The sequence below is a fragment of the Streptococcus sp. 27098_8_51 genome (assembly GCF_041432205.1).
GTDB lineage: Bacteria > Bacillota > Bacilli > Lactobacillales > Streptococcaceae > Streptococcus.
This window is the reverse complement of the sequence record NZ_JAPVZE010000009.1, coordinates 42,120-67,906: the sequence shown is the minus strand read 5'-3', so window position 1 is coordinate 67,906 and position 25,787 is coordinate 42,120. Positions and strand designations below refer to the sequence as shown.

General features: G+C 41.8%; 29 protein-coding genes and 2 pseudogenes. 5 read left to right on the top strand and 26 right to left on the bottom strand.

Annotated features, from left to right (window positions below; all coding sequences use genetic code 11):
* The 7 genes from O3622_RS06905 to O3622_RS06875 form a co-directional block, all read right to left on the bottom strand.
* On the bottom strand, positions 1–512 hold a 512-nt coding region (locus O3622_RS06905), incomplete at its 3' end, for a YSIRK-type signal peptide-containing protein (RefSeq protein ID WP_371607264.1).
* Between the two features lie 156 nt (positions 513–668).
* A complete protein-coding gene (locus tag O3622_RS06900; RefSeq protein WP_049550128.1) occupies positions 669–1,334 on the bottom strand; it encodes a TrkA family potassium uptake protein in 666 nt (221 codons plus the stop codon).
* A 13-nt stretch (positions 1,335–1,347) separates the two neighbouring features.
* Positions 1,348–2,727, bottom strand: a complete 1,380-nt coding sequence (locus tag O3622_RS06895; RefSeq protein WP_217971014.1) for a TrkH family potassium uptake protein — start codon at positions 2,725–2,727, stop codon at positions 1,348–1,350.
* 33 nt (positions 2,728–2,760) lie between these two features.
* Positions 2,761–3,525 (bottom strand): nucleoside phosphorylase, encoded by a 765-nt coding sequence (locus O3622_RS06890; RefSeq protein ID WP_101800290.1) that lies wholly within the window; start codon positions 3,523–3,525, stop codon positions 2,761–2,763.
* Positions 3,526–3,808: 283 nt separating this feature from the next.
* Complete coding sequence (locus O3622_RS06885; protein ID WP_033629180.1) at positions 3,809–4,432, bottom strand: TetR/AcrR family transcriptional regulator; 624 nt, start codon at positions 4,430–4,432, stop codon at positions 3,809–3,811.
* 39 nt (positions 4,433–4,471) lie between these two features.
* Positions 4,472–5,554, bottom strand: a complete 1,083-nt coding sequence (locus tag O3622_RS06880; RefSeq protein WP_371607263.1) for an ABC transporter permease — start codon at positions 5,552–5,554, stop codon at positions 4,472–4,474.
* A gap of 1 nt (position 5,555) precedes the next feature.
* A complete protein-coding gene (locus tag O3622_RS06875; RefSeq protein ID WP_371607262.1) occupies positions 5,556–6,272 on the bottom strand; it encodes an ABC transporter ATP-binding protein in 717 nt (238 codons plus the stop codon).
* Between the two features lie 228 nt (positions 6,273–6,500).
* Here O3622_RS06875 and O3622_RS06870 point away from each other — a divergent pair.
* Positions 6,501–6,635: pseudogene (locus O3622_RS06870) on the top strand (low temperature requirement protein A); the annotation flags it as partial.
* Positions 6,636–6,696: 61 nt separating this feature from the next.
* On the opposite strand, the gene O3622_RS06865 reads toward O3622_RS06870, so the two are convergent.
* Both O3622_RS06865 and O3622_RS06860 read right to left on the bottom strand, forming a co-directional pair.
* A complete protein-coding gene (locus tag O3622_RS06865) occupies positions 6,697–7,929 on the bottom strand; it encodes a carbohydrate-binding domain-containing protein (RefSeq protein ID WP_371607261.1) in 1,233 nt (410 codons plus the stop codon).
* Between the two features lie 277 nt (positions 7,930–8,206).
* The gene (locus tag O3622_RS06860) at positions 8,207–8,770 is read right to left on the bottom strand and encodes a sugar O-acetyltransferase (RefSeq protein WP_049500774.1); all 564 of its coding nucleotides are present in this window, start codon (positions 8,768–8,770) and stop codon (positions 8,207–8,209) included.
* Positions 8,771–8,945: 175 nt separating this feature from the next.
* On the opposite strand from O3622_RS06860, the gene O3622_RS06855 reads away from it, so the two are divergent.
* The 3 genes and pseudogenes from O3622_RS06855 (at position 8,946) to O3622_RS06845 (ending at position 9,896) form a co-directional block, all read left to right on the top strand.
* On the top strand, positions 8,946–9,251 hold the full coding sequence (locus tag O3622_RS06855; protein WP_049500776.1) for a rhodanese-like domain-containing protein: 306 nt from the start codon (positions 8,946–8,948) through the stop codon (positions 9,249–9,251).
* A gap of 3 nt (positions 9,252–9,254) precedes the next feature.
* Positions 9,255–9,625: pseudogene (locus O3622_RS06850) on the top strand (rhodanese-like domain-containing protein); the annotation flags it as partial.
* Positions 9,600–9,896, top strand: coding sequence for a rhodanese-like domain-containing protein (locus tag O3622_RS06845; RefSeq protein WP_371607260.1), 297 nt, complete (start codon positions 9,600–9,602; stop codon positions 9,894–9,896). The pseudogene O3622_RS06850 and the gene O3622_RS06845, both read left to right, overlap by 26 nt.
* Positions 9,897–10,119: 223 nt before the next feature.
* Here the strand turns inward: O3622_RS06845 and O3622_RS06840 are convergent, their stop codons facing one another.
* The 17 genes from O3622_RS06840 to O3622_RS06760 form a co-directional block, all read right to left on the bottom strand.
* Entirely contained in the window at positions 10,120–10,377 is a 258-nt protein-coding gene (locus tag O3622_RS06840; protein WP_000185160.1) for a metal-sensitive transcriptional regulator, read from the bottom strand.
* A 206-nt stretch (positions 10,378–10,583) separates the two neighbouring features.
* Positions 10,584–11,126: a DUF3592 domain-containing protein gene (locus O3622_RS06835; RefSeq protein WP_371607259.1), complete on the bottom strand. Its 543-nt coding sequence runs from the start codon at positions 11,124–11,126 to the stop codon at positions 10,584–10,586.
* A 79-nt stretch (positions 11,127–11,205) separates the two neighbouring features.
* On the bottom strand, positions 11,206–11,844 hold the full coding sequence (locus O3622_RS06830) for a hypothetical protein (RefSeq protein ID WP_371607258.1): 639 nt from the start codon (positions 11,842–11,844) through the stop codon (positions 11,206–11,208).
* 142 nt (positions 11,845–11,986) lie between these two features.
* Entirely contained in the window at positions 11,987–12,526 is a 540-nt protein-coding gene (locus O3622_RS06825; RefSeq protein WP_371607257.1) for a DUF3592 domain-containing protein, read from the bottom strand.
* 9 nt (positions 12,527–12,535) lie between these two features.
* On the bottom strand, positions 12,536–13,066 hold the full coding sequence (locus O3622_RS06820) for a hypothetical protein (protein ID WP_371607256.1): 531 nt from the start codon (positions 13,064–13,066) through the stop codon (positions 12,536–12,538).
* 74 nt (positions 13,067–13,140) lie between these two features.
* The gene (locus tag O3622_RS06815; protein ID WP_371607255.1) at positions 13,141–14,190 is read right to left on the bottom strand and encodes a hypothetical protein; all 1,050 of its coding nucleotides are present in this window, start codon (positions 14,188–14,190) and stop codon (positions 13,141–13,143) included.
* 110 nt (positions 14,191–14,300) lie between these two features.
* Positions 14,301–14,966, bottom strand: a complete 666-nt coding sequence (locus tag O3622_RS06810) for a hypothetical protein (protein WP_371607254.1) — start codon at positions 14,964–14,966, stop codon at positions 14,301–14,303.
* Between the two features lies 1 nt (position 14,967).
* Positions 14,968–15,540, bottom strand: coding sequence for a hypothetical protein (locus tag O3622_RS06805; RefSeq protein WP_371607253.1), 573 nt, complete (start codon positions 15,538–15,540; stop codon positions 14,968–14,970).
* A 311-nt stretch (positions 15,541–15,851) separates the two neighbouring features.
* Positions 15,852–16,706 carry a VOC family protein gene (locus O3622_RS06800; protein WP_371607252.1) on the bottom strand — a complete coding sequence of 285 codons (855 nt, stop codon included), beginning with the start codon at positions 16,704–16,706 and terminating at the stop codon, positions 15,852–15,854.
* 108 nt (positions 16,707–16,814) lie between these two features.
* Positions 16,815–17,852, bottom strand: a complete 1,038-nt coding sequence (locus O3622_RS06795) for an aldose epimerase family protein (protein WP_247954580.1) — start codon at positions 17,850–17,852, stop codon at positions 16,815–16,817.
* A gap of 145 nt (positions 17,853–17,997) precedes the next feature.
* Positions 17,998–18,993: a tagatose-bisphosphate aldolase gene (lacD, locus tag O3622_RS06790; RefSeq protein ID WP_371607251.1), complete on the bottom strand. Its 996-nt coding sequence runs from the start codon at positions 18,991–18,993 to the stop codon at positions 17,998–18,000.
* 10 nt (positions 18,994–19,003) lie between these two features.
* A complete protein-coding gene (locus tag O3622_RS06785; RefSeq protein WP_371607250.1) occupies positions 19,004–20,170 on the bottom strand; it encodes an SIS domain-containing protein in 1,167 nt (388 codons plus the stop codon).
* 104 nt (positions 20,171–20,274) lie between these two features.
* A complete protein-coding gene (locus O3622_RS06780) occupies positions 20,275–20,679 on the bottom strand; it encodes a PTS sugar transporter subunit IIA (RefSeq protein WP_000045700.1) in 405 nt (134 codons plus the stop codon).
* Positions 20,680–20,682: 3 nt separating this feature from the next.
* Positions 20,683–21,504: a PTS system mannose/fructose/sorbose family transporter subunit IID gene (locus O3622_RS06775; RefSeq protein ID WP_000185287.1), complete on the bottom strand. Its 822-nt coding sequence runs from the start codon at positions 21,502–21,504 to the stop codon at positions 20,683–20,685.
* Entirely contained in the window at positions 21,491–22,396 is a 906-nt protein-coding gene (locus O3622_RS06770; protein WP_371607249.1) for a PTS mannose/fructose/sorbose/N-acetylgalactosamine transporter subunit IIC, read from the bottom strand. Before O3622_RS06770 ends, O3622_RS06775 begins: the two co-directional genes overlap by 14 nt.
* Before the next feature lie 26 nt (positions 22,397–22,422).
* Complete coding sequence (locus O3622_RS06765) at positions 22,423–22,899, bottom strand: PTS system mannose/fructose/N-acetylgalactosamine-transporter subunit IIB (RefSeq protein ID WP_000156968.1); 477 nt, start codon at positions 22,897–22,899, stop codon at positions 22,423–22,425.
* On the bottom strand, positions 22,896–24,683 hold the full coding sequence (locus O3622_RS06760; RefSeq protein ID WP_371607248.1) for a beta-galactosidase family protein: 1,788 nt from the start codon (positions 24,681–24,683) through the stop codon (positions 22,896–22,898). The genes O3622_RS06765 and O3622_RS06760 overlap by 4 nt, the downstream gene beginning before the upstream one ends.
* A 321-nt stretch (positions 24,684–25,004) precedes the next feature.
* Between O3622_RS06760 and O3622_RS06755 the strand changes: the two genes are divergently transcribed.
* Positions 25,005–25,721: a GntR family transcriptional regulator gene (locus O3622_RS06755; RefSeq protein ID WP_371607247.1), complete on the top strand. Its 717-nt coding sequence runs from the start codon at positions 25,005–25,007 to the stop codon at positions 25,719–25,721.
* Positions 25,722–25,787 lie beyond the last annotated feature (66 nt).

Genomic DNA, 25,787 nt, shown 5'->3' with positions numbered 1-25,787 from the left:
TCTACTGTATCTTTGGTGTTGTCAGCCACACCTTTTTGCACTTCAGCTGGAGTGGTCGCTGGTTGTGCTTCACTGGCTTCACGGTCTTGTCCAGAAACTGTAGACTCAGAACTTTCCACAGGTTTAACTGCATCTTCTGTTTGTTTCTTAGAGTCAGATTGTGCTTGCACTTCTTCTTTTGGTGCTGCTACTAGCTCTTTAGCAGTTTCGTCCGCTTTTTCTGAAGAGCTTGTCGTATCCACACTTGCTTTAGGTGTTGGAATAGACTGTTCTGAAGGAAGAGCTACATCGACTGCTTTTTTGAGAACCTCTGCTGGTAAGTCGCTCTTTTCACTCACCGAAGCAGCGCCTGGTACGACTTGGGCAGGAGTCGGATTGACGACATCAGCACGCGCAGAACTTGGTTGACCAACTAGGACAAAGAAGCCACTGGCCACAACAACTGAAGCAACACCGACACTGAGACGGCGAATAGACCAACGAGTATATCTCTGATTTGGATTAAATTTCATAGGATTCTCCTTAGAGCTTTCTTTTTTTTGATGACTCTAGTATAATCTCCTAAAATTAAAAAGGATTAAGAAAAAGTTAAAATTTTTCTTAAATCCCTCTTATAAAATACTTATATTGACTCGTTAATTATTGGAAAAGAGAGTACCCTTCCTCTCTTACTCACTCAGTTCAGCTAGGGTGTCCAAATGTTGGTTATTAATGACTGCCATGATATAGGAATCTGCCTGCAAGAGGTCATTGGGTCCGAATTGGACATCCAGAGGAGCATTTTCGTAGGAACGAAAACCAAGTACATTGAGGTTGTATCGCCCACGTAAATCTAACTGACTGAGGCTTTTACCCGTCCACGATTGGGGGATTTTCATCTCGACAATCGAAACATTCTTGTCCAGCTGAAAGACATCCACGCTGTTATGAAAGAGGATGGTCTGTGCCAATGAGCGCCCCATTTCAAACTCTGGCGAGATGACTGCGTCCGCACCAATTTTTTCTAGAACCTTTTTAGCTGTATGACTTTTTACCTTGGCAATGACGGTCGGCACTCCTAGACTCTTGCAGTGCATAACCGCTAGAACACTGGACTCCAGATTTTCCCCTGTTGCGACAACTACGGTATCACAGGTGTCAATCCCCGCTGATAGAAGGAGTTCTTCATCCGTGATATCTCCAACTACTCCACGCGCCAGCACAGGTTCAAATTGATTAATGCGCTCCTCGTGGTCATCAATAGCAATGATATTCATGTCATGCTTGGCTAGGGCAGCCAAAACACTGCTCCCAAAAATTCCCAAGCCTAAAATTCCAATTGTCCGATCTGACATCGTTCTTCCTTTCTTATCCGATAGTGATATCTGCTTTCATATAGTGAATCGTATCTTTCTTGTCTGGCTGGTATTCCGCTACACTGACCAGTAGTGTCAAGGGACCAATACGGCCGATAAACATCAGCAACATCACGATGCTGAGAGCTAACTTGCCTAGCTCCGGCGTTAAATTTGCCGTCACCCCAACTGTCGCAAGGGCTGAAATGGTCTCAAACATGAGGTAAATAAAACGCGGATTTCCCTCTGCTGTTATCCCTAGTAAGATCAAGCCCAGCAAGAAGGTCAGCAAGAAGATAATAAAGACACTGAAAGATTTTTGCACGGTTCGGGGTTCAATGGTCCTCCGAGCTACATTGGCATGGGGCAAGCCCAACAATTCGCTACGAGCAAAGACCAACAAGACAAAGAAGGTCGTAATCTTGAGCCCCCCTGCTGTCCCTCCAGGTGCCCCTCCCAGAAACATCTGCAAGATGTATATCAGTAAGGTAACTGGTCGAGCCTGGGTGTAGTCAATGGAAGCAAATCCTGCCGTTCTCATGCTGACGGTCTGGAAGAAACTAACCAGTAGTTTCTCTGGAGCGCTGAGATTTCCAATCGTCCCAGGATTGTTCCACTCAATTAAGAGAGTCGATACGGTTCCAAAGAGTAAAATTCCTACCGTTAAAAAGAGAACTAACTTGGTATGGAAACGCAGGTGGCGTTTTTTCTTTTTTCCAAACTGGGTCGCTAAATCAAACCAGACCATAAATCCTAGCCCACCCGTGATAATCAAACCTGCAATGACTAGATTGATCAAGGGGTCCGTTTGAAAGGCTAGCAAACTCGTACTTCCAAAATTATCAAATCCAGCATTACAGAAAGCTGAAATGGCCAAAAAGATAGAGGTTAAAATCCCTCGCCCCCAGCCAAACTCAGGAATAAAGCGGAAACTCAAGAGAAAGGCACCAATCCCTTCCACCAGAAAAGTCGTCAGAAAGATCGAGCGGATAAAGTCCTTTAGAGACTGAGTTTCCCCATAACTGAAACTTTCTTGAATGGTCTCACGACCACGAAGACTGAGCTTTTGCTTGCCTTGGATATAAAAGATTCCGATAAAGGTCATGAGCCCCAAACCACCGATCTGGATCAAGATCATGCAGATCAACTGGCCCCAGATATTGTAAGTAGAGGCCACCGGCTGGGTGAAGAGCCCTGTCACACAGACCATGGACACAGTTGTAAAGAGATGGTCAAAGTAGGTCGCTTGTGACGTTCCTGCTTGCACAAAGGGGAGACTTAAAAGAAGCGAACCTAAGAAGATCACTAGGGCAAAACTTAAAAAGATGCGACGGGCTGGCGACAAGCGTCCCAGTATCGTCTTGATTTTTTCCAAAAAAGATTTGAATAACATAACTACATTCTACCATAAAAACAGTCAGAACACTCACATGTGGTGCACAATGGCAAGACAGAGTTCGAGTGCCTTATCAAAAGCTTCTGAGCCCCAGTCGCGACTGTCGTAGTTCTCTAAATCTGCTAAGGAATCTGCGGTAAAGAGCAATTCCCCCCAGACAACCCCACGTAGTTGGGCTACTGCCGCAAGAGCCGAGCACTCCATCTCCACAACTGCACAGCCTTCTTCCTTGCGATAGGCAACCTTTTCAGCTGTCTCTCGATAAAAACCATCTGTCGTCCAGGTCATGACCTCCTCGTAAGGAATGCCTCTTTGTTCCAAGACTTGCTCAATGGCAGAGATAGCCTCAAGCTGCATCTCCATATAACGAGAAGGCGCTGCATAGTGGTAGCTGGTCCCCTCATCTCGCAGAGCGCGAACAGGGACGAGAAAGGCATTTTCCTCTATATCGGCTAGGACTCCACAAGTACCAGTGGAAATGATTTGCTCCACACCATAGCCAATCAACCAATCCATAAACTGGGCCGCTGGGGCAGAGCCCACGGGCGCCTGGGCTAGACAGATCTCCTCGTCCTTGTAGTTGATGACATATACTGGATAGGTTTTGGTGGCAGAAACGAACTCACCAACACAGTCCGCCCCTACTTCCTGAGCATAGCGGTCAATCTCCTCCTCCAAAAATGCATAGATACACTTCTTTGGCAACTTCAAGTCTAACCCCTCATGTGTTGGCATAAGGACCGCTTGGGGGTTATCATCAAACTCTAAAATGGGAATCGCATGCTTCTGAATCATCGCCCACCTCCTCTAATTTTGTACTATTGTATCAAAAACTGACGGAGTGTCAAGGAGTTGTCTTTAGCAAGCCAGAAATCTCCTCTTCCATACACCTGAGAAATCGTTGCACCGCTGGAGAAGTCGGTTTCTGTTTTGGCAAAGTGATTGAGGACTATCACCAAAATACCAAATTCAATAATAAAAAAGCACAAATCTGCATCAGGTAATGTATACCCTTTTATATTATCTTGTACAAGAAGCCAAACCAATAGAATCTAGCCTCTATTTGTCTAGGCCTACTCTATTTCCACAAACCACCTAAAATCTGTTTTTCTAATAAGTCTAGATCTTCTTCCTTTATTTCTCCGTTGTCACTAACGATATAAAGCTGAGCGAAGTAAGCCAACAACGGGCCAACACAAATACGAACCATTTGAGGACTCGTTAACTCTGGATTTACACGTGGATCTGCTAGCAATTCCTTATGAAGTACTCGCAGTTTATCTTGAATAGCATTCCAGATAAAAATCTGTTCATTTTTTAGTTTTTTATTTGAAAAACTCTCCTGCAGAATGATTTTCATCAAAGCACGATTTTTTTTGAGATAGCTCATACGATCATGGACGAGATAACGAACCCTCTCTTCTGTCGTTTCAAAAGCTAAGAGTTCCTCAAAAAAACTACCGAAAATGCCTGGGACTACAGGATGTAAAATAGCCGTCAGTAAATCATCCTTCGTCTTAAAATACTTAAACAAAGTTGCCTGGCTTAGTCCAGCACGCTCAGCTATGTGAAGAGTTGAGGTCCCATGGTAACTCCTGGTTGATATGAGATCCACTGCTGCCTGCATGATTTTTTTCTTTCCTTGAGGGTAATTCGCTTCTTCTAAGTAATCTTCAAACGATTCAAAAACAGTCTTATCCATCTAATCTTCACACCTTTTTAGCATTATTTATGTTGATTTCTAAACTTTACGATAACGACGCAATCCAACAATATTAAGAATTGTTAAAATGATCAAGAAAACCATTAAAACACCAAGATTTGGCAAAATATCACCAAGATTGTGTCCGTAAAGAATAATCTGGCTTATTGCATCACCAGAATAGGTTAATGGCAAAAATTTCCCCACAGTTGGAGCCCATTCTCCCATGGATGACAATGGAATAATTCCTGAGAAAAAAAGTTGGGGCATAATCACGAGAGGAATAAATTGCATCATTTGGAATTCTGATTTTGCTAGAGTAGACAAGAGAATTCCAAAAGCTAGTGCTACAAGAGCCAGTACCACATTAACTATTATAACATTTAAAATACTTCCTACAACTTCTACATCTAGTAGCCAAATTGCTGCTAAAACGACAACTGCCGTTTGAAAAATCGCAATAATACCGTAAGACAACATATAGCCATAGACGATTTCAGATCGTTTCACTGGTGTTGCTAACAAACGTTCTAGTGTTCCACTGGTGCGCTCTTTCAAAAGCGCCATACCTGAAATCAAAAAGACAAAGAAGAAAACTACAAAACCTATCAAAACCGGAATCATACTGGTAAAGAAGCTTGTATTTTCATCTCCATACTGGTAAGACTCCTTGATTTCTGGTATTTTTGCGTCCGAGTCCAATTGTGGAAGAGCTTGTTTAACACGAGATACTAACTGATCGGTGCCTTCACTGGCGATACTTGTCCGTAACACTTGTCGTATCATAGAGGTCTTGGAGGCATCTGTGTTTGCGTAGTCGACCTGATACTCACCGTCTTTATAAGAAATCACAGCATCGACTTTTTCATTTGCTAGCGCTTCTTTGGCTTGATCTAAACCTTGATAAGTCTCGACGTCTACATGATCGAGCTCATCCATTTTCGTTACCAAACCAGTTGGTAGATCCTGTGTTGCTAACTTGACATTCACGGTTGTACTAGCTGAAAACATGAGGTTCATCAACCACATGATAAAAACAGGTGCTATAAACATCAGGGCTAGAGTTCGTTTGTCACGAAGTAATTCTTTGATGACTTTTTTTGCAATCGCTATTGTTCTCATTTTACTCACCTTCTGCTTTTAAAAATACTTCTTCAATACTTGAAACTTGATAACTTTCTTTTAAGTGTTGCGGTGTATCAAAAGCAATGATTTTTCCGCCTAATAATAAGCCGACCTTATCCGTCAACTCTGCTTCATCCATAACATGGGTAGTAACTAATATCCCAACCCCATTGTCTCTAAGCGCGAATAATTCTTTCCAGATTTTCTTTCGAAGAGAAGGGTCGATTCCAACTGTCGGTTCGTCCAAAATCAAGAGTTGAGGATTTCCTAAAAGCGCGATAGCCAGTGACAAACGCCGTTTCATTCCTCCAGAATAACCAGATACCGCCTTGTTTAAGTAGTCTGTCAGATCTACTACTTGAGCTATATAAGCAATTTCCGCCTTCAGGTCTTTTTTAGAAAGCCCCTTTAGCTGACCAAAAAATTCCAGATTTTCTTGGCCTGACAAGGTCTCGTATAAAGCATCTGATTGGGCCATATAGCCAATATCTCCTAAAATATAGCGATTGGGCATAGTGTGATTTAACACTAAAGCTACGCCTCCATCAGCCTTTTCCATTCCTAACGTAGTCTTAATCATAGTTGATTTACCAGCACCAGACGGACCAATTAAGCCTATAATTTCTCCTGGCTGCAATTCAAAGCTGACATGATTCAGAACTATTTGATGGTCAAAAGATTTCACTAAATCTTGTAAATGTAGTAATGCTTTCATTTACTTCCTCCTTGGTGAGTGGGTACTCACTTGCTAAATATAAACCTATTGTAGTGAGTAATCACTCACTTGTCAAGAAAAAATCTGAATTTTTTTAAAAATAAAGCACCAGATATTATTATCTGATGCTTATAATGGATAGCTATTGCTTTTAGAGCTGTTTCTAAATCTCTTCTCGATACTCTGAAATGGTCTTTCCTGTCCACTTTTTAAAGGCCTATTCTTCCTCTGCTTTTCTCAGCCAATCCTACCATCGTCATTGCTATCGCAACTCTAATGACCTTGGCGATGGAAATTCATTTTACTCATTTTTATATGAAACAGACTAAGAAATTTTCAAGACCTAATTGGGAGTTGTTTTAGCTACAATCCATCTCTCAAACACAAAAACTCTCCCTTCTCTTTCGAGAAAGGAGATTCTTTTTTATCCTTGTCCGCCAGGGGCTGGACCGCCACCTTGAGGGCCTCCATTTGGTCCACCACCTCCAGGCATAGAGTTGACAATTTCCGTTTGTTTTTCACCGTTGAGATAGATATCTCCACCTGTGTAGGTCGCTGTTCCATCAAAGTCAAAACCTGTTTGACCAGTCATTTTAATGGTTCCGCCTGTAACTGTGATATTGCCGTTTGAGTCGATTGGGTCTGTGTCTCCTTGACCGACTTCTACTGTCAGGTTCCCACCGTTCATGGTGAAGAAGATTTCACTCTGTTGGGCGTTTTTATTAGCTGCGTTGACCCCATCATCTGTCGAATAGATGCTAATGTCCCCACCGTTGATAGTGATTGACTTACCTTCAAGTCCTTCTGTCGAATTCTTGACGGTGTAGGTACCACTATCGATAACCAGGTCTCCAGAAGCGTGGATGCCATCATCTCCTGCTGTGACGGTGATGTTGTTGTTGGATAGGTACATGGTCCCAACTGAAGTATCCTCGTCATTGTCCACCTTGACCCCATCCTCTTTGGCATCGATGGTCATGGTCGTACCAGTGATGTTGAGTTCATCATTGACATTGAAGGCATCGCCAACTGCTGTGATGTTATAGGTTCCACCCGTGATGTGGAGGGTGTCGTTGGCCTTGATACCATTGTTCTTCTTGCCATCTACATTGAGAGTTCCTTTCCCGTTGATGGTCAAATCCACCTTAGAAAAGAGAGCTGCGTCTGCTTTTTCGTCACTGTTAGAGCTTGAGTCAGAGAGACTGTTGGTGGTTCCCTCTGCTAGAGTCAAGTAGACATGACCAGCTGATGTCGCAGATATCGCTGCATTGGTATTGGTCATGGTCGCACCTTTTAGGACTAGGTGAACATCTGCCGACTTATCTGCCTCGACCTTGATCTGCACTCCATCAGACTGACCTGAAATCACATAGGTTCCAGATTTTGTGATGGTCACGGTTGATTCAGAGACTGTCACCCCATCTCCAGAGACGTTTGCTGATGAGCCAGATAACTCAATCTTAGAAGCTGTGCTTTCATCATAAGAGGTATCATTGTCCTTCTCTGTAAAATAGGATGATTGGTTTGTCTTTGTTGCAGTTGTTGCACTATTTGTCGTTGCATTGGTATTGGATGTAGTTGTTGACTGGGCACATGCTGCCATCAGCACCATTGCCGTTAAATTCGTTGCGACTAGGGTCCATTTTTTTGATTTCACACCTTTTTCCTCTCCTTCGTATGATATAGCTAGACAGTCTACAGAAGATTCCTGAAACAAAACTAAAACTTTTCTGAAAGTTTCCTTAAATTCAGTTTCGCTTAGTATTCTTTTGAAAGGGCTACTAGAAACAATTTGAGAGTACTAAAATGCATTTAATAGTTTTTAAAAGCAACATTCCCAAGTGCGATATCACTCTAACCCAAAAAGCCAAAAAGAAGAAAAATCTATAAGACTAAGATAAAGATTATAAAAAGAACAGCCCAAGCTGTTCTTTTTAGTTTTCTTTTACTGGGATTTCCTTGATGACACGCGCAGGATTGCCAGCTAGGACGACATTATCTCCGAAGGACTTGGTAATCACGGCCCCCGCTCCTGCAACGACGTTATTTCCCAGTGTCACTCCAGGAAGGACAATGACGCCACCTCCAGCCCAGAAATTATCTCCAATGGTGATGGGCTTGCCGTATTCGACCCCTGAATTGCGTTCATCCGGATCCAGTGGATGGAGTGGGGTTAAAAACTGACAGTTGGGGCCAAGCATGGCGTTGTTCCCGATGCGAATCGGGCAAACATCCAGCATGGTCAAGTTCCAATTAGAATAAAAATTTTCCCCTAGATGGATATTGACTCCATAATCGACCACCAAGCGTGGATTGACATAGAGATTTTCCCCAGTTGAGCCAAACCAAGTCTTGATGATTTCGGATCCCTTCAAGGGATCTTCTTCCTTGTTAAAGGCAGCCTGTTTTTGGCGAGAAGCTTGTGCCAAGGCACGCAACTCTGGGTCCGACGGACGGTAAGGCTCCCCTGCTATCATTTTCTGGTATTCGCTAGCCATCTTATCACCTCACACTTAATTTGGACCCATCATATCAAAAAGCCTTTGAAAGGTCAAGAATAGCCTGCTTTCTAAACTCTCAAAACCAATCCCCTCCCAAGTTAAAACAACTTGCTTGACAAAAGATTAACTTCATGGTTTAATATACCCCATAAGGGTATATTTGGAGGTGCCTATGTTTCACTTATTTACAAAAATTGACAGTATTTCTACCAGCGAGTTAGAAGCTAAACTCAAAGAACCGATTCAGCTACTAGATGTTCGGACGCCTACGGAATTCCGTAGAGGTCATATCAAAAATGCCAAAAATGTTCCTTTAACGGAAATCGGTTCATACACACCTGCGACAAAAGAAACACTTTATGTCATTTGTCACTCTGGTGTACGAAGCAAACTAGCTGCGAAAAAGCTTAAGAAAAAAGGCTACGATGTCATCAATGTACGAGGCGGTATGAGCGCTTGGACAGGTCAGGTCACCTAGAAGCATCAAATGGGCTACGCAGCCTTGAACCTTATCGAAGGTCTGAGCGACCATATCCAATGGTGTCAGCTCAAAGACGATCTGACTAAGGGCAAATAATCCCTAGATGTGCGGACAAGTGGCGAATTTCAGAGTGGTCGACTCAAAGTCGACACCATCCACATTCCCCTAAACGAATTACGGGAACGCTTGGATGAATCGGACAAGAAGCAAACCTACATCCTTAGCTACCACAGCGTTTTGCACAGCTAGATCACAGAGCGTATCCTCCAGCGGCAGGATTTACCGTCCAAAACCTTGATGGCGCTTATTCACAATATAAAATGTCTAATCCAGAAGGAGTCAAATATGGAAACGAGTATCAGCATGGCTGATTTTTATGAAGAATACCTAAATGAAAATCTAAACCTTATCGATGTACGTGAAGAGCACGAATTCCAAGCAGGACATGCACCAGGTGCCAAAAATCTGCCTTTAAGTACCTTGGAGCAAGGTTACAAAGAACTCAAACCTGACCAGGAATATCATGTCATCTGTCAAGGTGGAGTACGTTCCGCATCTGCTTGTGAATTTCTAAGCGCCCAAGGCCTCACCGTTATCAATGTAGAAGGTGGTATGAATGCTTGGCCCAGTCAAGTAAAATAAGCAAAAAAACCGATTAAGGAACTTAATCGGTTTTTTCATTTCTGCAACCCACTGATATAGGGCTCGTAACCCGTCGCTTCTATAAAACGAAGCAAATTGATGGTATCTAAAAAGAGGTTTTCTCATTGGTATTGGGGGAACTCATCCGTTTGTCCGACATGATTTCTTTATCGAAATAGACTTAAATACCTTTGTCTGCATTGTTTATCAATAGCAAATTAGTTTATTTCCGTTTAATCAGGTATCGGATGGCCTTTTCTAGGCGTTCCTTTTGAGCCTCGGGGTCGTCTAGTGGTTGGTTGATACAGCCAGTGAGATTTTCAGTAATGATCATCTCAATCACGCGCTCAACGCTAGATTTCACTGCTGTCAACTGCGTAACAATATCTGCACAGTCACGATCTTCTTCAATCATCTTTTGAATCCCACGCAACTGACCCTCTGAACGTTTCAGGCGTGTGATATACTTTGAGTTTGTCATTGATTTATCCTTGGTCACTTTTTCTTCATTATATCTCGAATAAGGGGCTTTGTCAAAATTCACTTCCTGTCTGTATTTGTAGGAGGCAACCTCTCCTCTGTATCAGAAAGAAAAGATTGATAAGCATGAAAATGGAAAAGAAACTCTGTCCTCCCTGAAGCAAGATGGGAAGTCAAGTTTCCTATTAACCAACTGACTTTTATGCCTTATATCTTGGACAAAAAGGCTAGGATCACTATCCCATAGACTAGAACTAGAGCCAGCCCAAATCCGATACCAAACCACTTGTAAAACTTGTCCACTCCACTGTAACGTTCGACATAGGCCCTGGCCGGCTTGTCTGGATCATACCAGACCGTCAGCTCCGAATGAAGGGGGAAATGGGTCTGCATCAAGCGTTTGAAGGAAACAAAGGAGTTGCTGTAGCGAGTGATCGAAGGCGCTAGCATATCTTCTCTTGTATAGTCCTTTAAAAATTTAGTAGTCCCCCACGGAATTGTGACCGTTTTGAACATAAAATACTGCAAGGTTTTCTTATAAGCAACCCCATCCACCGTGTATTCGACGATAGGTGGATACCCCTCACGAAAACGGCTATAGCCGATAACCGTTCCAGGAACGGATGACTTGGCAAGGCGGACCAACTTCTGATCCCGAAGATAGAGGAAAAGAAAGGTCCCACACACAAATACAAAAGATAGGAAGATGACGATTGTTCCAACTATCAAACCAATCACTTCTTTAGTCATATGAACTCCTCCTGTTATTCTATACAGTAAAATCTCAAAACTAACTCATCCAGAAAGGACATCGATGTCCTGGAGTCGTCTACTCTTCGGATTTTTCTTTTGACTGTTTTTCTCTTAAATCTTTCACAGATTTCGATATGATATCTCTCACCTGTTCGTCAGTAAGTCCTGGAATCTGGTAATAGGGATTATTGGACTCGCTTTTTGACGGTTTTGTTCCTGAATTTTCGGTTTTAGAACTTTGTTCAGTCGAAGACGAGGATTTCGACTCTGAGGAACTGGACGACTCAGACTCAGAAGGCTTGGACGTTTCAGGCGTTTTAGAATCAACCTTAGGTGGCTTGTTTACTTGGTCGTTCGGCTGTTTCACAGGTTTATAGAATAGCCCAAAAGACAACAGCAAGGCTATCAAGATCCCAATACCAGCCAAGGTTCTTTTATTGGCTTCAGCCGAGGGAACCTTTACTCCCTTTGTACTGAGTATTTTCCATTCTGGATGCTCTTTTTCTATGACTTTTTTCTGTCTCCTAAGAGGACCAAGTAGAAAATGATTAAAGGGCACAATCGTTACCATAGCCACCGTTACAAGCGGGACATAATTGGAATGACTTGATACCAGTAGAACATCGAGTATAACGAGAAGAATGAAGAGGAAACGCCCCACAAACTTACGAACTTGATGCTCTTTTTTGATCTGCAAATATCTCTCTTGTGACATTATGTGGATTACCTCACCTCTTTAACAAATAAGCAAGCACTACAACGGCGTAGACCATAATTAACAATATAGCACTACCGACGCCTAAGAATTTATAAAACTCGTTGACTAGCGTTTGACACCATTCCTACCCTTAAATTTACTATTTATAAATTGCATTCAATATAAATACCATTGTCAACAAGATGGGTGCTAAAATTAATGTTGCCATACATATCCATACTTGACGCTTATACACCACTTCCATACCACTGTATCTCTCAACAAAGGACTCTTTGGGACAAGCAGGGTTATACCAAACAGTCATCTTTGAGCCCTTTGGAAAAGCATCTTCCAAAACACGTGTAACAGAAACGACAGAATTTCTATAAATTGTTATCTCTTGAGCTAATAACTCCGACCTAGAAGTGGCTTGTACACTCTTCCAAGGAACTGATATGAGAATAACTCTATGGTAGTCCAGATTTCTTTGATAAGTCCGCCCATCAACTTTATATTCAACAATTGGAGGACCTGCTGGTTTTGAATACTTGTATCCTACTACAACTCCCTCAACACATGCAGTAGATAAATTTTTAATTCTTAGTTCTCTTTTGTAAAAATAACGGAAAAAGAAAAGTACAGATGAACAGAGTAATAAAACTCCAAATAGCAACAAAAAATAAAGCTTTAAATCTGACATATAGTTCTCCTACTTCATTTGAATATCTGATATACTTAGATTCATTTTTCTTTCATCTACAATCTTTGTAACAATCGATTTCTGTTCAGTTGTTAAAGGAAGTAAAAAAATTGTTGCAGATTGTGTAGGCAGCTCCCCGCTTTCAGAAATCTTGTATTCAACTAATTCATTTTGGTAGATTTGCTGTCCCGCATAACTCCAACTAATTTTAAATTTAGCATCATGATTAATGTCAGTATCCGTCTTGTTTAATATTATAAATACTGCATACTCCTGCTCATTAAATGTATATGTACTACCAGAATAGTATAGAGTAACTTCTCCTTGATTACCTACCTCAGGATGTTCTTCAATTAATTTCTTTCCAAACTCTATTAATTCCGATGTTTTACCTTCATATTGTGGTGCTACTACAAATTTCAATTCTTTCTCTTTATTTACAACTGTCTCGCGTGTACTTTTCTCTTTTCCCCCTGCTTCCTTTCCATTAGAGCAAGCTCCAAGAACCAATAACAAGATGATAACAAATAACTTCTTCATTTTTTCCTCCCCATTTAAAATTCAATGTCAAATATCAATATCTACAGTAATATAAGAAAAATGTTTTTGTCCCATTATTCTTCCTCCGTACTGGATTTATAATATTGTAAGAACTCTTCTTCGCTTTGAACCAAATGTTCCTGTCCATCTTTCGAACTAGCTGCTGGAATGGTGATATCCTTAAAAATATTTGTACCCTCTGGAAGAACCAGCTTTAAGAGAGAGATTTCAAAACGAACATCTTCTTCTCCAAGAAAATCTAGTTCAGACAACACCCCTTTGCTTAATATATCAAACACCTTTGGATATTTGCTTGACAAGGACAGGTATTGGGATTTTTCTACTGGTTCTTTAAAACCAAAGTTAGATAAGACAAAGGCAAACTTTTCGCTTGAAAATTTATTATTCGAAATAAGAATATCATCTAACTTCGGTTTGTATGATTCTTTCTTATCGTTATAAAGATCTTTGGAAGTTTTACCAGATGGAGTAGTTGCTACTATCTTTCCATCCTCTATATCAATAAGCCCAGTTTCCATTTTCATTTCTGGCTGTTGACCAATAGCCATACTAATTGGTAAGTAAGTTTTTCCTTGTTCCGTATACAAGAAATAATTAACGTCACGAACTCTTCTTGGAATATAATCCTTATTATATTCTCTTACCATCTTAAATACGTCATAGGTTTTTTGTTTGATTGTCCCATCTTTCGTATCATAGACGTCTAACAACCAGTACTCTCCCTGCTCTGGAATATTACTTTTCAAATATGGCACCGCATCCTCTTCTAGAATCCAATACTTATACGTGGCTGATTTTAACTTATAACTTTGTTGGATGATATAGCGTTCTCCATTAACTCTCGTCATTCTTTCTACATTGACACGCGAATCATATTTCTTAGCCTCTTCCGCATCTTTTAACTCCGACTCATTATCCCACTCAATCGCTACTGCCTTGTTGTCATCCATGAATTCATAACTTACAATTTTAGCTCTTGGACTCCACATGACAAACTGAGTAAGTTCATGTCTGCGATATGCCTGATAAGCAAAGTATAGTCCTATGATAGTGAATGCAAGAAGTAGGACTTGAACTAATTTTGATTTCATTATTTTTTTCATTATCTTCCCTCATCAGTGATTTATATAATATCAAAACGCTTTATAGGACTAGTATCCACAACTGCCATATTTAAAAACTCAACATACTTTTCTTTCATCTTATCCTCTTCTTACTTCTCTTCCCCAAATAATACTTTCCCTTGCTTGTATTTTCGTACGGCTAAGAGCCAGCGGATTGGGTTGTTTTGGAACAAGAGTAGTACGACGCTAATTGGGACGATCGTTGCTCCGATGGGTACCATGAACATGGACGGCTCAAACCATTCATGTTCATAGTAGGGAATGAAGGTCCCAGGTATGGCAAAGAACACAACAATAACAAAAACAAATAGAAGAACGAGGATAACAAATAGATACAAGATGATTTTATCGACTGTTGGTTCCTTATCTGGTGACTTCCTCCAAAATTTACTACTTTCAACCGCTTCTTTAAACTGCTCTTCACTTGCTGGGACAAGCGACTTAGCCCCACTGTAGAACAGTTTTTCAAATCCATAAACACTTCCGATAAAAACGAAAAGGATAGCGGCTAGATGGATAGGTGCCATCCACTCACTCAATCTAAAGGGCGCTAGCAAGGAACGAATCCAAATACCGATAATAGCAACTAGCAAGAAAATAAAGAAGACAACCCAAGGCCACTTGGATTTCTTTGAACTGATGGCACCGTCGGTTTCTGACGAGGCGCTAGATTCTGTCGCTAAAGCCTCTCTCGTCTTTGTGTTATAGTAGACGGATTGCTGGCATCCTTGGCCTATATAAATGATTTTTCTCATCTTACATTTCTCCCTCTTTCCCTCGGCTACCGTCCTGTAATGTCTCCATCAGCTCCTTGAACAATCGTTTGCGCGTTTTCATCCGAAAATCATAAACTATATATGTAAGAATACCAATCCCTAACATGTACATAATTAAAAATTGAAAATCAGAAACAGCCAGATAACGATAGGCTGAAAAAATCGTTATTAAAACAAAAATGTAGCCAACTACTGTCAACGCCCTAGATTTTCTCCTAAGTGTTTTGATATTGGCTTTTGTGAGCCGGACTTTTCTAAATCTATCTGTCTTCATGTTGCGTCGGGTAGATTTGGCAAGGAGAATGGTCCCGAAAACCAAAAACAGAGACATCAGGATAAAGAAAATCAGATTGAAAGGGGAGGAGACATCTCCAAAGGTTTGGTTGAGCAACTTCGACAGCCGTTGCAAGGAAAAGACTGCAATAGGGGCTGCAATGGCTGAATAATTCATGCCTTGTTTTGCACTGTAGAATACTTGATTCCCCAAATCATAATAGATAAAAGAGTCCTCCAGAGGGCCCATACTGATTAAATTTTTTACACTTGTGTCCATCTTATTACCATTTCCTAAACTCAATACGGATGTTCAAACAAAGTCCTACTTTCTCTAAAAAGCATCGTGACAACAATTGCCAGCAGTCTAGCCGATTTTTAGCATTTGCCTTCCTAGAGAAAGAAAAGTTTATTAGTATTATAGCATGAACCCCCAGAAAAGGGAAAATATCCCCGGCAGATACCTTTGCTAGGGCCAAGAAAGGCTTCGTCATTTCATAAAAAAGCGAACAAATCCACATTCTAAAAACAGAATGCGAGCTTGTCCGCCTTTTCCTATGTCTCTAAAATAAATAATGTGTTTTCCTCGTCTCATCGTGCCAATCGAATGCGGGTCACAATCCCGTCTGGGTCTACAAGATCCACTTCACTCGAATTTAGCCATTTGATCGGTGCTTCTAGCTCTCGTGCTTGCTTAACGATGTCCAAGAGTTCTTCCTTGCTTTCGACCTCAAGGACATAGTAGGCCAAGCCTGGCAAGCCTTGCTCACGCGGAGCCAACCCTTTTCCAGCCCATTCGTTGACAGCCAGGTGGTGATGGTACTGACCAGCCGCTATCCAACTAGCACTAGGAATGCTAAATTTATCTTCTAGTCCTAACACCTTTTGATAAAACTGGCTCGCCTCACGACTATCCTTCACCGATAGATGGATATGCCCCATTCTCGTCCCTTCAGCTAGGATAAAGGGATCCACCTTTTCCCCTAACTCATAGATGTCCTGTGCCGCAAGGGCTTCGGTCACACCGATAATGCGACCGTCTTCTCGAATATCCCATGAAGACACTGGCTTATCACGGTAGAGTTCAATGCCATTTCCTTCCAAATCCTCTAGATAAATAGCCTCGCTGTATCCATGATCTGCACCCCCAACCAGAGGAATCCGCAAATCACTTAGGTGTTTCAAGACATCTGCCAAGGCTTTTCGTGTCGGCAACAAAATCGCCAGATGGTAGAGCCCATAATGCTCCCTTACTTCGCCAGACTTTTCTGCCTGAATCAAGTGAACCAAGGCTTTTCGACCAAGTCCCAAAATCGCTTCTGTCTCTGTTTGAGATAAAATTTCCAAGCCAATAATCTGGTGATAAAAAGCCGTTTGACTCGTCAAATCCTTGACATTTAAAACCGCCTCTGCTAGATAAATGTGGCTTTGGTATGCATAAGTCATAGGGTGTCTCCTTTTTTGTTGTAACTTTATGTATTACATCAATTATACACTATTGAGATAAAATGTCAACGAAGACAACTCAAAAGAGCTGGAAACCAGCTCTTCTTTTTATTTTACAACAAGCTCGTAGCGAGTTTTGCTGGTGAAAGTTTCCCCTGCTTTGAGAATGACTTGGTCTTTGAGGTTGCTGTGAATGGCATCTGGTAAAGCTTGCGCTTCAAGGGCAATCCCATTGTGCTGCACCATTGGCTGGCCTCCGATGAGTACGCTCTCATCCACAAAGTTTGCTGTGTAGACCACAAAACAAGGGGCCTCTGTCTTGAAAAGTAGGAAACGACCTGAGTTTTGGTCATAAAGGAAACCAGCATTGTCATGGCCTGCAGGAAGGGCAAATGGGTGATCCAAACCAGATACCAACTGGATTTGCTCATCTTCCTCTGCAAAGATGTCCTTCAACAAAGCTCCATTGTAGATGTGTTTAACCACATCACGAGTAGCATCTGGAGTCTTATCTGGAACACCGTCAGGAGCGATTGGGTAAATGCCCTCCGTATTTAGCTGGAAGACATGGCGGTCAATTGTCTGCGTGAAATCACCAGACAAGTTGAAGTAGCTATGATTAGTTGGATTGACAAGCGTATCCTGATCAGTCGTTACCTTATAGCTGATTTCGTAGGCACCAGTTTCTTCCAAGTGATAGCTGATCCAGATCTTAAGATTACCAGGAAATCCTCCTGTCCCGTCTGTACGCTCTGTGTAGAGGGTTAAGCCATGGTCGCTCACTTCGACCAATTCAAACAAGCTTGAATCCCAACCTGTTGAACCACTGTGGTTACAGTTGCTAGCGTTGTTGACTTCAAGATTATAGGTCTGGTCATTGAGCTCAAATGTTGCACCTGCAATGCGGCCCGCTACAGGACCTACACTTGCTCCATGCTTGGGACTATTGCCTACATAGCTATCAAAATCATCAAAGCCCAAGATCACATTGGCAAAATTCCCAGCCTTGTCAGGCGTGACATAGCGCAAGATGGTCGCACCATAAGTCATAACTTCAAGCTGGTAACCACCATCAGTCTCAAAGCGATAAGCCAAGACATCCTTGCCCTCATGATTTCCAAATACACGCTCTGTGTATGCTTTCATTCTTCTCTCCTTTGATCCATTTCTCTTAAGTAAACAAACCATAGAAAGTGTAGTCACCATCTATGGTTGTAGTTTCTATTTTCAGAATCCTTTGTCAGAAAACCTTAAGTATCTTCTTAACAAAAGGGGTTCTTCTATACTTGTTTTATGCTTCCACACGTTCAGTCCATGAAGTCGCTGTTGTTTGAAGAACCTTGTTGAGTTCGTCAATGTTCTCAAATCCAGTTGTACGCAACCACTCACGAGCTGCTGCTTCACCGTCTTTGATGTAGGCTTCAACTGATCCAGACCAGGTTGCACGGCCGCAAAGAACTCCGTTGAAGTTTGCGCCTGATTCGTGGGCAAAGACAAGTGTTTCTTGGAAGAGTTTAGCTGACACACCTGCACTCAAGTAGATATATGGCAAGTTAGTTGCTTCGTCTTGCGCTTTAAAGAAGGCTGCTGCTTCTTCACGTGTATGCACGATTTCACCATCACCAAATCCTTCAACGTATTTGACGTTAACTGGAACTTCCACTTTCAAGACATCGATGTTGAAGCGTGGGTCTGAGAAGACCTTCATAGCACCAATAACCTTGTGTGGTTTTACTTTTGCGTATTCTGCAGAACCTGCGTCAGCGATTTTTTCATCGTAAGCCAAGATTTCAAGGAAGAATGGAATGTCTTCCGCCACACACTCAGAACCGATGCGTTCGATGTAGGCTTGTTTTTCTTGGTTGAGTTCGTCAGCGCTGTCTACGTCATAGTAAAGCAAGAACTTAACAGCATCTGCACCTTGTTCCTTGATACGTTTTGCAGACCAAACGTCCAAGCAGTCTGGCAAGCGTTTGGTGCTTGTTGTATCGTATCCTGTTTTCTCATAAGCAAGGAGAAGACCAGCATTGGCATCAAGCGCTTTTGTAGCTGGAAGTCCGTACTCAGGGTCAAGGAGCATTGATGATGCGTATTTGGTCAATTCATCTGCAACCAATACTTTAAGTTCTTCCATTTGAGCGACTGTTGGCTCTTCCGTTTGGTATTGAGCCATGAGGCGTTTCAAAGCACCACGTTGGTCAAAGGCAAGAGCTGAGATAATGCCGTTCTCGTCAGAGAGTTTTTGCAAGCAAGCTACTTTATTAGGACTTAATTGTAATTTACTCATAGATACTTCCTTATTTCTGATAGTCATGAATGATAACACCTTGTACCACACGGTTTACTGTACCTGTAGGAGACGGTGTATCTGGTTTGTTTTCCACTTTGAGCGAAGTCAAAAGGGCAAAGAGTTGGGCATAAACGATGTAAGGGAAGACATGGTAAATATCGTTCAAGACACCGCCACAACCAAGGGCTACTTCTTTGACATTTTCAAGACCAAAGGCTTGATCACCCAAAAGCACAACACGACGAGCAATCTGATCACCAGCCACTTCACGAACCAAGTCCAAGTCGTACTTGCGAGTGTAGTCTGTCGTTGTACCAAATACCAAAACAACGGTATCTTCGTTGATCAATGATTTTGGACCGTGACGGAAGCCGACTGGGCTCTCATACATGGTCGCCACTTGACCAGCAGTTAATTCCAAAATCTTGAGCTGAGCTTCATGAGCAAGGCCAAAGAAAGGACCTGCACCCAGGTAGATAACACGGTTAAAGTCGAGGTCAACAAGCTCTTTAACATCTGCTGCATTGTCTAGAATCTTACGAGCAAGGCTAGAAACAACTTCAAAACGTTCAGTTTTCACAGCAAATTCTGTAGGATCAAAGACCAAGAGAGCTGTTAGCATCATAGACGTAAAACTAGAAGTCATGGCAAATCCAGCGTCATTGGAAGCAGCTGGTTGCAAGAGTAAGAGATTGTGGTCATCGCCATGGGCTTGAAGTGCCAATTTCCCTTCTGCAGCACATGTAATGGTCACTTGATAGAGGTCGTCAACCAAGGCTTTAGCCAAATCAACCGTCGCCACACTTTCAGGTGAATTCCCACTACGAGCAAAGGAAACAAGGACAGTCGCCACATCTTTTTTCAAATAAGTTTCTGGATTGGCAACAATATCAGTTGTCGCAATAGCATTGAAATTCCATTTGCGTTCGTCATAGACTTCCTTAAAGTATGGTACCAAGGTATCTCCCACATAAGCAGAAGTACCAGCACCCGTCAAGATGACCTTGATATAGTCATGTTTATTCGCAATCCCTTGTAGGAAGGCTGCAATTTCTTCACGTTTTGCTTGATAGGCTTCAAAAGCTTCTTTCCATACATCGGGCTGTTGGTAGATCTCACGAGTCGTGATTTCTGCACCCAGTTCAAGTAATTCTTCTTTTGTGTAATTTAGCATAGAGTTCCTCTAATCTATTGTCGTTTCATTCCTATTGAAAATATGGGAATGGGAGTGACTCCCATTCCCATGTATATTCTATATAAGATGCTCTAAGTCACATCTTATTCGTCTTCGTCATCATCAAAGCCAGCTAACAGATCATTGACTTTTACAATGCTTTCTGCAGCACGGCTCTTATAGTCCGCATCTGCACCTGTAAGGCTTGCATTGATAAATTCAATCACCATTGGAAGATTCATCCCTGCGTAGAGTTCAATGTCGCGGCCTTCCATAATCAAACGGCTTACCACGTTACAAGGTGTTCCGCCGAGAAGGTCCGCAAAGACTAGGAAATCATCCAACCCTTCGATAGCAGCTTCAAATTTTGCAGTAAATTCTTCTGGACCATCTTCTGGAAGAAGAGCCACTGCATGAATGTTGTCCTGTGGACCCATGATCATTTCTGTGCTACCTTTAAGTTCTTCACAGAAACGACCATGACTCACCAAAATTAATGATTTACTCATAAATTATGCGCCCATTCCAAGCAAGAATTTACCGATGAATGAAAGACCTACTGCAAGAACGATAATGATACCGATCGCTTTAGTAGAGTTCATACCTTTCTTACCAAGCAACCAGAAGATAAAGGCAGTAAAGATTGCTGGAAGCAAGCGTGGGAAGATTGAGTTCAAGATGTCTTGGAAGTCAATCATCTTTTCACCGATTGGCAATTTGTAAGAAATCTCAAAGTTGATCATTGTCGCTACAAGAGCACCCATCATGAAGACACCAAGTACAGATGCAGCATCAATCAAAGCTGTCAAAGTACTTTGCATGTTGTTGATAAGGTTAACCCCTTCTTTGTAGGCAAATTCCAATTGTTTCCAACGGAAGATGTCATAAGCAACTGCAACTGCGATCCAAAGGAAGATACCCCATGGTTGGCCAGCGATCGCCATAGTTGCTGCGATAGATCCCATGATAGCAGGCACAAGTGAACCAAAGATAGTATCTCCAAGAGGAGCGAATGGTCCCATCAAACCTGTCTTGATACCGTTAACGGCATCTTTTGAACCCACACCATCTTTTTCTTCCATGGCAAGGTCAAAACCAGCGATAATAGTGTGGAAGAATGGTGAAGTATTGAAGAATTGAGTATGAACTTTCATCATTTCTTTCAATTCAGGAGTTCCATCCCCATACATTTTACGTAATTGTGGCAAGATCATGTAAAGGTAACCAGAAGCTTGCATACGTTCGTAGTTCCAACCTAATTGGAAAGTAAACAAGCTACGTTTGTTGATTTGATTAAAATCTTCTTTTGTTAGTTTGTAATTAGAATTCGTCATCTTCGATTTCCCCACTTTCTGATGGTGTAGAAGGTGCTGCTACAGCAACTTTTTGGCTGTTCTTGAAGTGAACAACTGCAAGGAAGATACCCACGATAGAGATACCGATCATAGACAATCCTTTGAAGTTGTTAACAAAGCCAATTTTTTCAGCAACTTCAGCAGGAAGAGTGCCAATGATTCCAGCAACTGCTCCACCAAGACTTGTTACGTTTGAGTAAAGAACAGTCAACATAGCTGTCAAACCGAATCCCATAGCAAGGTAGTGAAGGTTACGTTTAACTGGAAGGTAACGAAGCAAGATAGCGAATCCAAGACCTGGAAGCATACGACCTGCAAGTGTCAAACCGTCTGCAACCCATTGGTATTCTTTAACAAGGTCTACTACTGATTGTACGAAAGCACCACCAAAAGCAAGAGCGAAGAATACTGGAAGGGCACGTGAAAGAGCCCATGGAAGCGCACCAAGTAGGTAGTTGCGTTCGATACCTTTGTAGTCAAAGCGTTCGATCGCAGCATCAATACGGTGTGCAAAGAAAGTAGTTGTCATACGTCCAAGAACGTCGAAGTATGTCAAAAGTGCTGCTACTGGTACAGCGATTGTTGTAATCGCAAGATCTGTATCAATACCTTGAGAGATAGAGAATGCTGTTGCAAGAACCGCACCAGAAGTTGCGTCGATACGAGAAGCACCACCGAAGGTACCAACCCCAAGAACGAACAACTGCAAGCTACCACCGATAAACAAACCAGTTGTCACATCTCCCATGATCAAACCGGTAATGAAACCAGCGAATACAGGGGAACCTGCAGATGAAACGATTGTCAACTCATCACAGATTTGATAAGCTGAGTACAAAGTGAGAAGTAAAATTTGCCACCATTGTATCATAACAATGACCTCCTAAAAATTTTTTCCTATTTTAATAAGCTCAAAAAGTCTGAAACTGGATCATTTGGAACCATTTGAGCAGTGAGTTTCACACCTTTTTCTGCTAGTTTGTGGAAATCTTCCACATCCTTGTCTACCACGTTAATAGAACGTGTGATAGAGCGAGTTTCTGGTGTTTGAGACATATTGCCGACGTTGAGTGTTTCAAGCGGAACACCTGCTTCGACCAAACCAAGGAAACGGTCTGGTTTACGTGCAACGATAAAGAGACGTTGGCTATCGTATTTACCAGCAAGGATATTTGCTGCTGCTTTCTCAACTGGCAAGATACTGAGTTTCACACCTGGTGGTGTCGCAAGTTTCAAACCACTCTTTTCAATATCGTTGTTAACAACTTCGTCGTCTACAACCATAATGCGTGAAACATTTAGTTTTCCAGCCCAAAGATTGGCTACTTGACCGTGGATCAAACGTCCATCGATACGGCATCCTACAATTGTCATAAGTTTTCCCCCTTTATGTGTTTTAGTGTAGGTTTACGAGTTAAGTGAATCTCTTCTTTATATTCGCCCTCAGTTTCAAAGATAATGATGCGGTTAGCACCTTCCTTGAGATAACTATGAGGGATATAAAGTGAGAGGGTCGGGCCGACGTTCCAGAAACGCCCTAGGTGACGCCCGTTGACAAAGGCAACTCCCTTACCAAACTCAGACAAGTCTAAGTAGGTATCCTTTGGCTCTTCGACCGTAAAGTCGAAAGCGTAAAAGGCTGGTTGTCCTTCTGTCCATCCTTTTGAAAAATCAATCTTCTCAGGATTATCCAATGGAAGTGGATATTGTTTCCAATTTAACATGAAGTGTAGATCCTTGCAGACACCTGTACGAATTCCTTTACGTTGCGTATCTGCCAAGAACTTATGTCCGTAGTTGACACGCCCCATATTTTCGATCAAGATGTCAATCTCTGAAAAGCCTTCTCGGTTGCCCTGACAGTAGATGTCTTCACCAATCTCTGTCTGGTATTGAGTAGCAATCCATTGACCATCTACAAAGAGCTGAGCTCGGTCACGCCCATCGATGATACGGAGGCGTTCCTCTTCTGCATCCCAACTTGCCTCAGTACGATAGAGAAGGTAGCCATAACTTTGACCAAGTTCTTCCATCGCTTTTGGATAGAGGCTTTCAGTAGGACTAGAGAGACTGTCTAGGGTTTCAAACAAGGAAACTTTTTCGACTAGTGGAATGGATTCCAATTCCATGCTTTCCTTATAGAGTGGTTCCAACTGTGGATACTCTGGGAAGTGTGTTGCCATCATCTTCTTGACTGCTAGGTATTTAGCAGTTGGATTTCCTTCTTCATCGAGAAGGGCATCATAGTCATAAGATGTGACTTGTGGCAAATCCAGAGTTCCTCGAGCCGAGCAACCATTCATGAAACCAAAGTTTGTGCCTCCATGGAACATGTAGAGGTTGATAGAGCCTTGTTCCAATACCTCTCGAACAGCTTCTGCCAATTCTTTAGGATCCCGTGTGATGATGGGTTCTTTCCAACGGTTAAACCAGCCATCCCAGAATTCCATACACATGAGGGGCCATTTTTTGCCATACTCATCAAAGAATTCCTGCATCTGTGAAAAGTTGTACGGAGCTTTAGAACCGAAGTTCCCTGTCACAAAGAGGTCATCTTCGATCAAGGTTCCGGCCTTCAGAGTAGCTCTCCATGGACCATCTGAAGTAAAGAGTGGGCAATCAATCCCTCGGTCTTCCATCAATTTCCGAATCGCTCGTAGATAAGACTTATCTTCTCCATAAGAGCCATATTCATTTTCGACTTGCATCATAAGAATGTTTCCGCCATTATCCAACAAGCGAGGCACAAGCCTTGGCAATAATTGGTCATAATAGCGAGCAACAGCCTCGATGTAGGCCGGGTCAGACGAGCGAATTCGCACGTCCTTGGTCAAGAGCCAAGCCGGCAAGCCACCAAATTCCCATTCCGCACAGATAAATGGAGACGGGCGTACAATGGCATAGAGACCCAAATCTTGTGCAATTTGAAGAAATCTCTCCAAATTTCTGGCACCTTCAAAATCAAACTCCCCTTCAACAGGTTCGTGTAAATTCCAAGCCACATAGGTCTCGACTGTATTAAAGCCAAGCGCCTTTAAGTTATAGAGAGAATGATACCAATCCTCTGCTGGAATCCTAAAATAATGAATGGCGCCGGACAAAATCTTGAACGGTTTTTCGTCTAAATAGAAATCGTCCTCAATTTTAAATCTGGTCATGTTATTACCTCTGACGAATTAAGTTTGCGCTTTCATTTATTATAATATTAACTATAATCAAATCTTTTGCATTTGTCAATAGGTTTTAGAAAATTATTTAAAATTTTTCTATTTTTTTACTTACCGTTTACCGAAATTATCTAAAAATAGCATGAAAACGATCTTTTTATGTATGATAATTCACAAGAACATCAAATGAATTTTTTTACATGTAAAATAACATTTTTAGTCTATTATTTTAATTTTTTGACCTTAATACTACTCTTTTCTCTATATTTGTGGTAAAATCAAAATTGGAGAAAGAGAATCGAGGTGAAATTTATGGCTATTCCTAAATACCAATATATTAAAGATGAATTAAAAAATAAAATCATCTCTGGTCAATTTGCAAGTGGAGATAAATTTTATACAGAAGCCGAATTGATCGCGATGTACGATGTGAGTTCAATCACAGTTGTTCGTGCCTTGAACGACCTTGCTAAAGACGGCTACATTGTCCGCCAACAAGGTAAAGGTACTTTCGTTTCACGTGCCCGTAAGCACAAACTCGTTGAGTTTTCAGATGTCGAAATCTTTGAAACAAAAGACGATAAAGTTACTGTCCTTTCTATCGAGCGCGGAAACAAACTTGAATATTTAGATAAACTTGGACTACGTGGAGATCAATTCTACTATAAGATTGAACGTATTCGTCAGACAAACGACGTGACATACATCTACCACACATCTTATATTCCTGAGCAATACATCAATGCCAACTATCCAAATCTTGACTATTATAGCTCTATCTATACACGTTTCAAATTGGATTACCGCATTCACATGAGTGATGAACATTTTGAGGAAATCAACGAAATCGCATTCCCAACTCCAGAGCATGCTGCTTCTGTACTCGGAATCGATACACAATTCCCAACTGTATTCCAAACGAAGACTACAAAATTTGAGGCCACTGGCCAAGTCCTTGCCTATAGTGAAACTTATAAGCGAGCAGACTACTACAAAATCAAATTCATCTCATGTAACCGAGGTCATTAAGAAAAAGCCTGAGCCTAGCTCAGGCTTTTTCTCTATTCATTATAGCACGAGAAAGAAGCTGTGAAA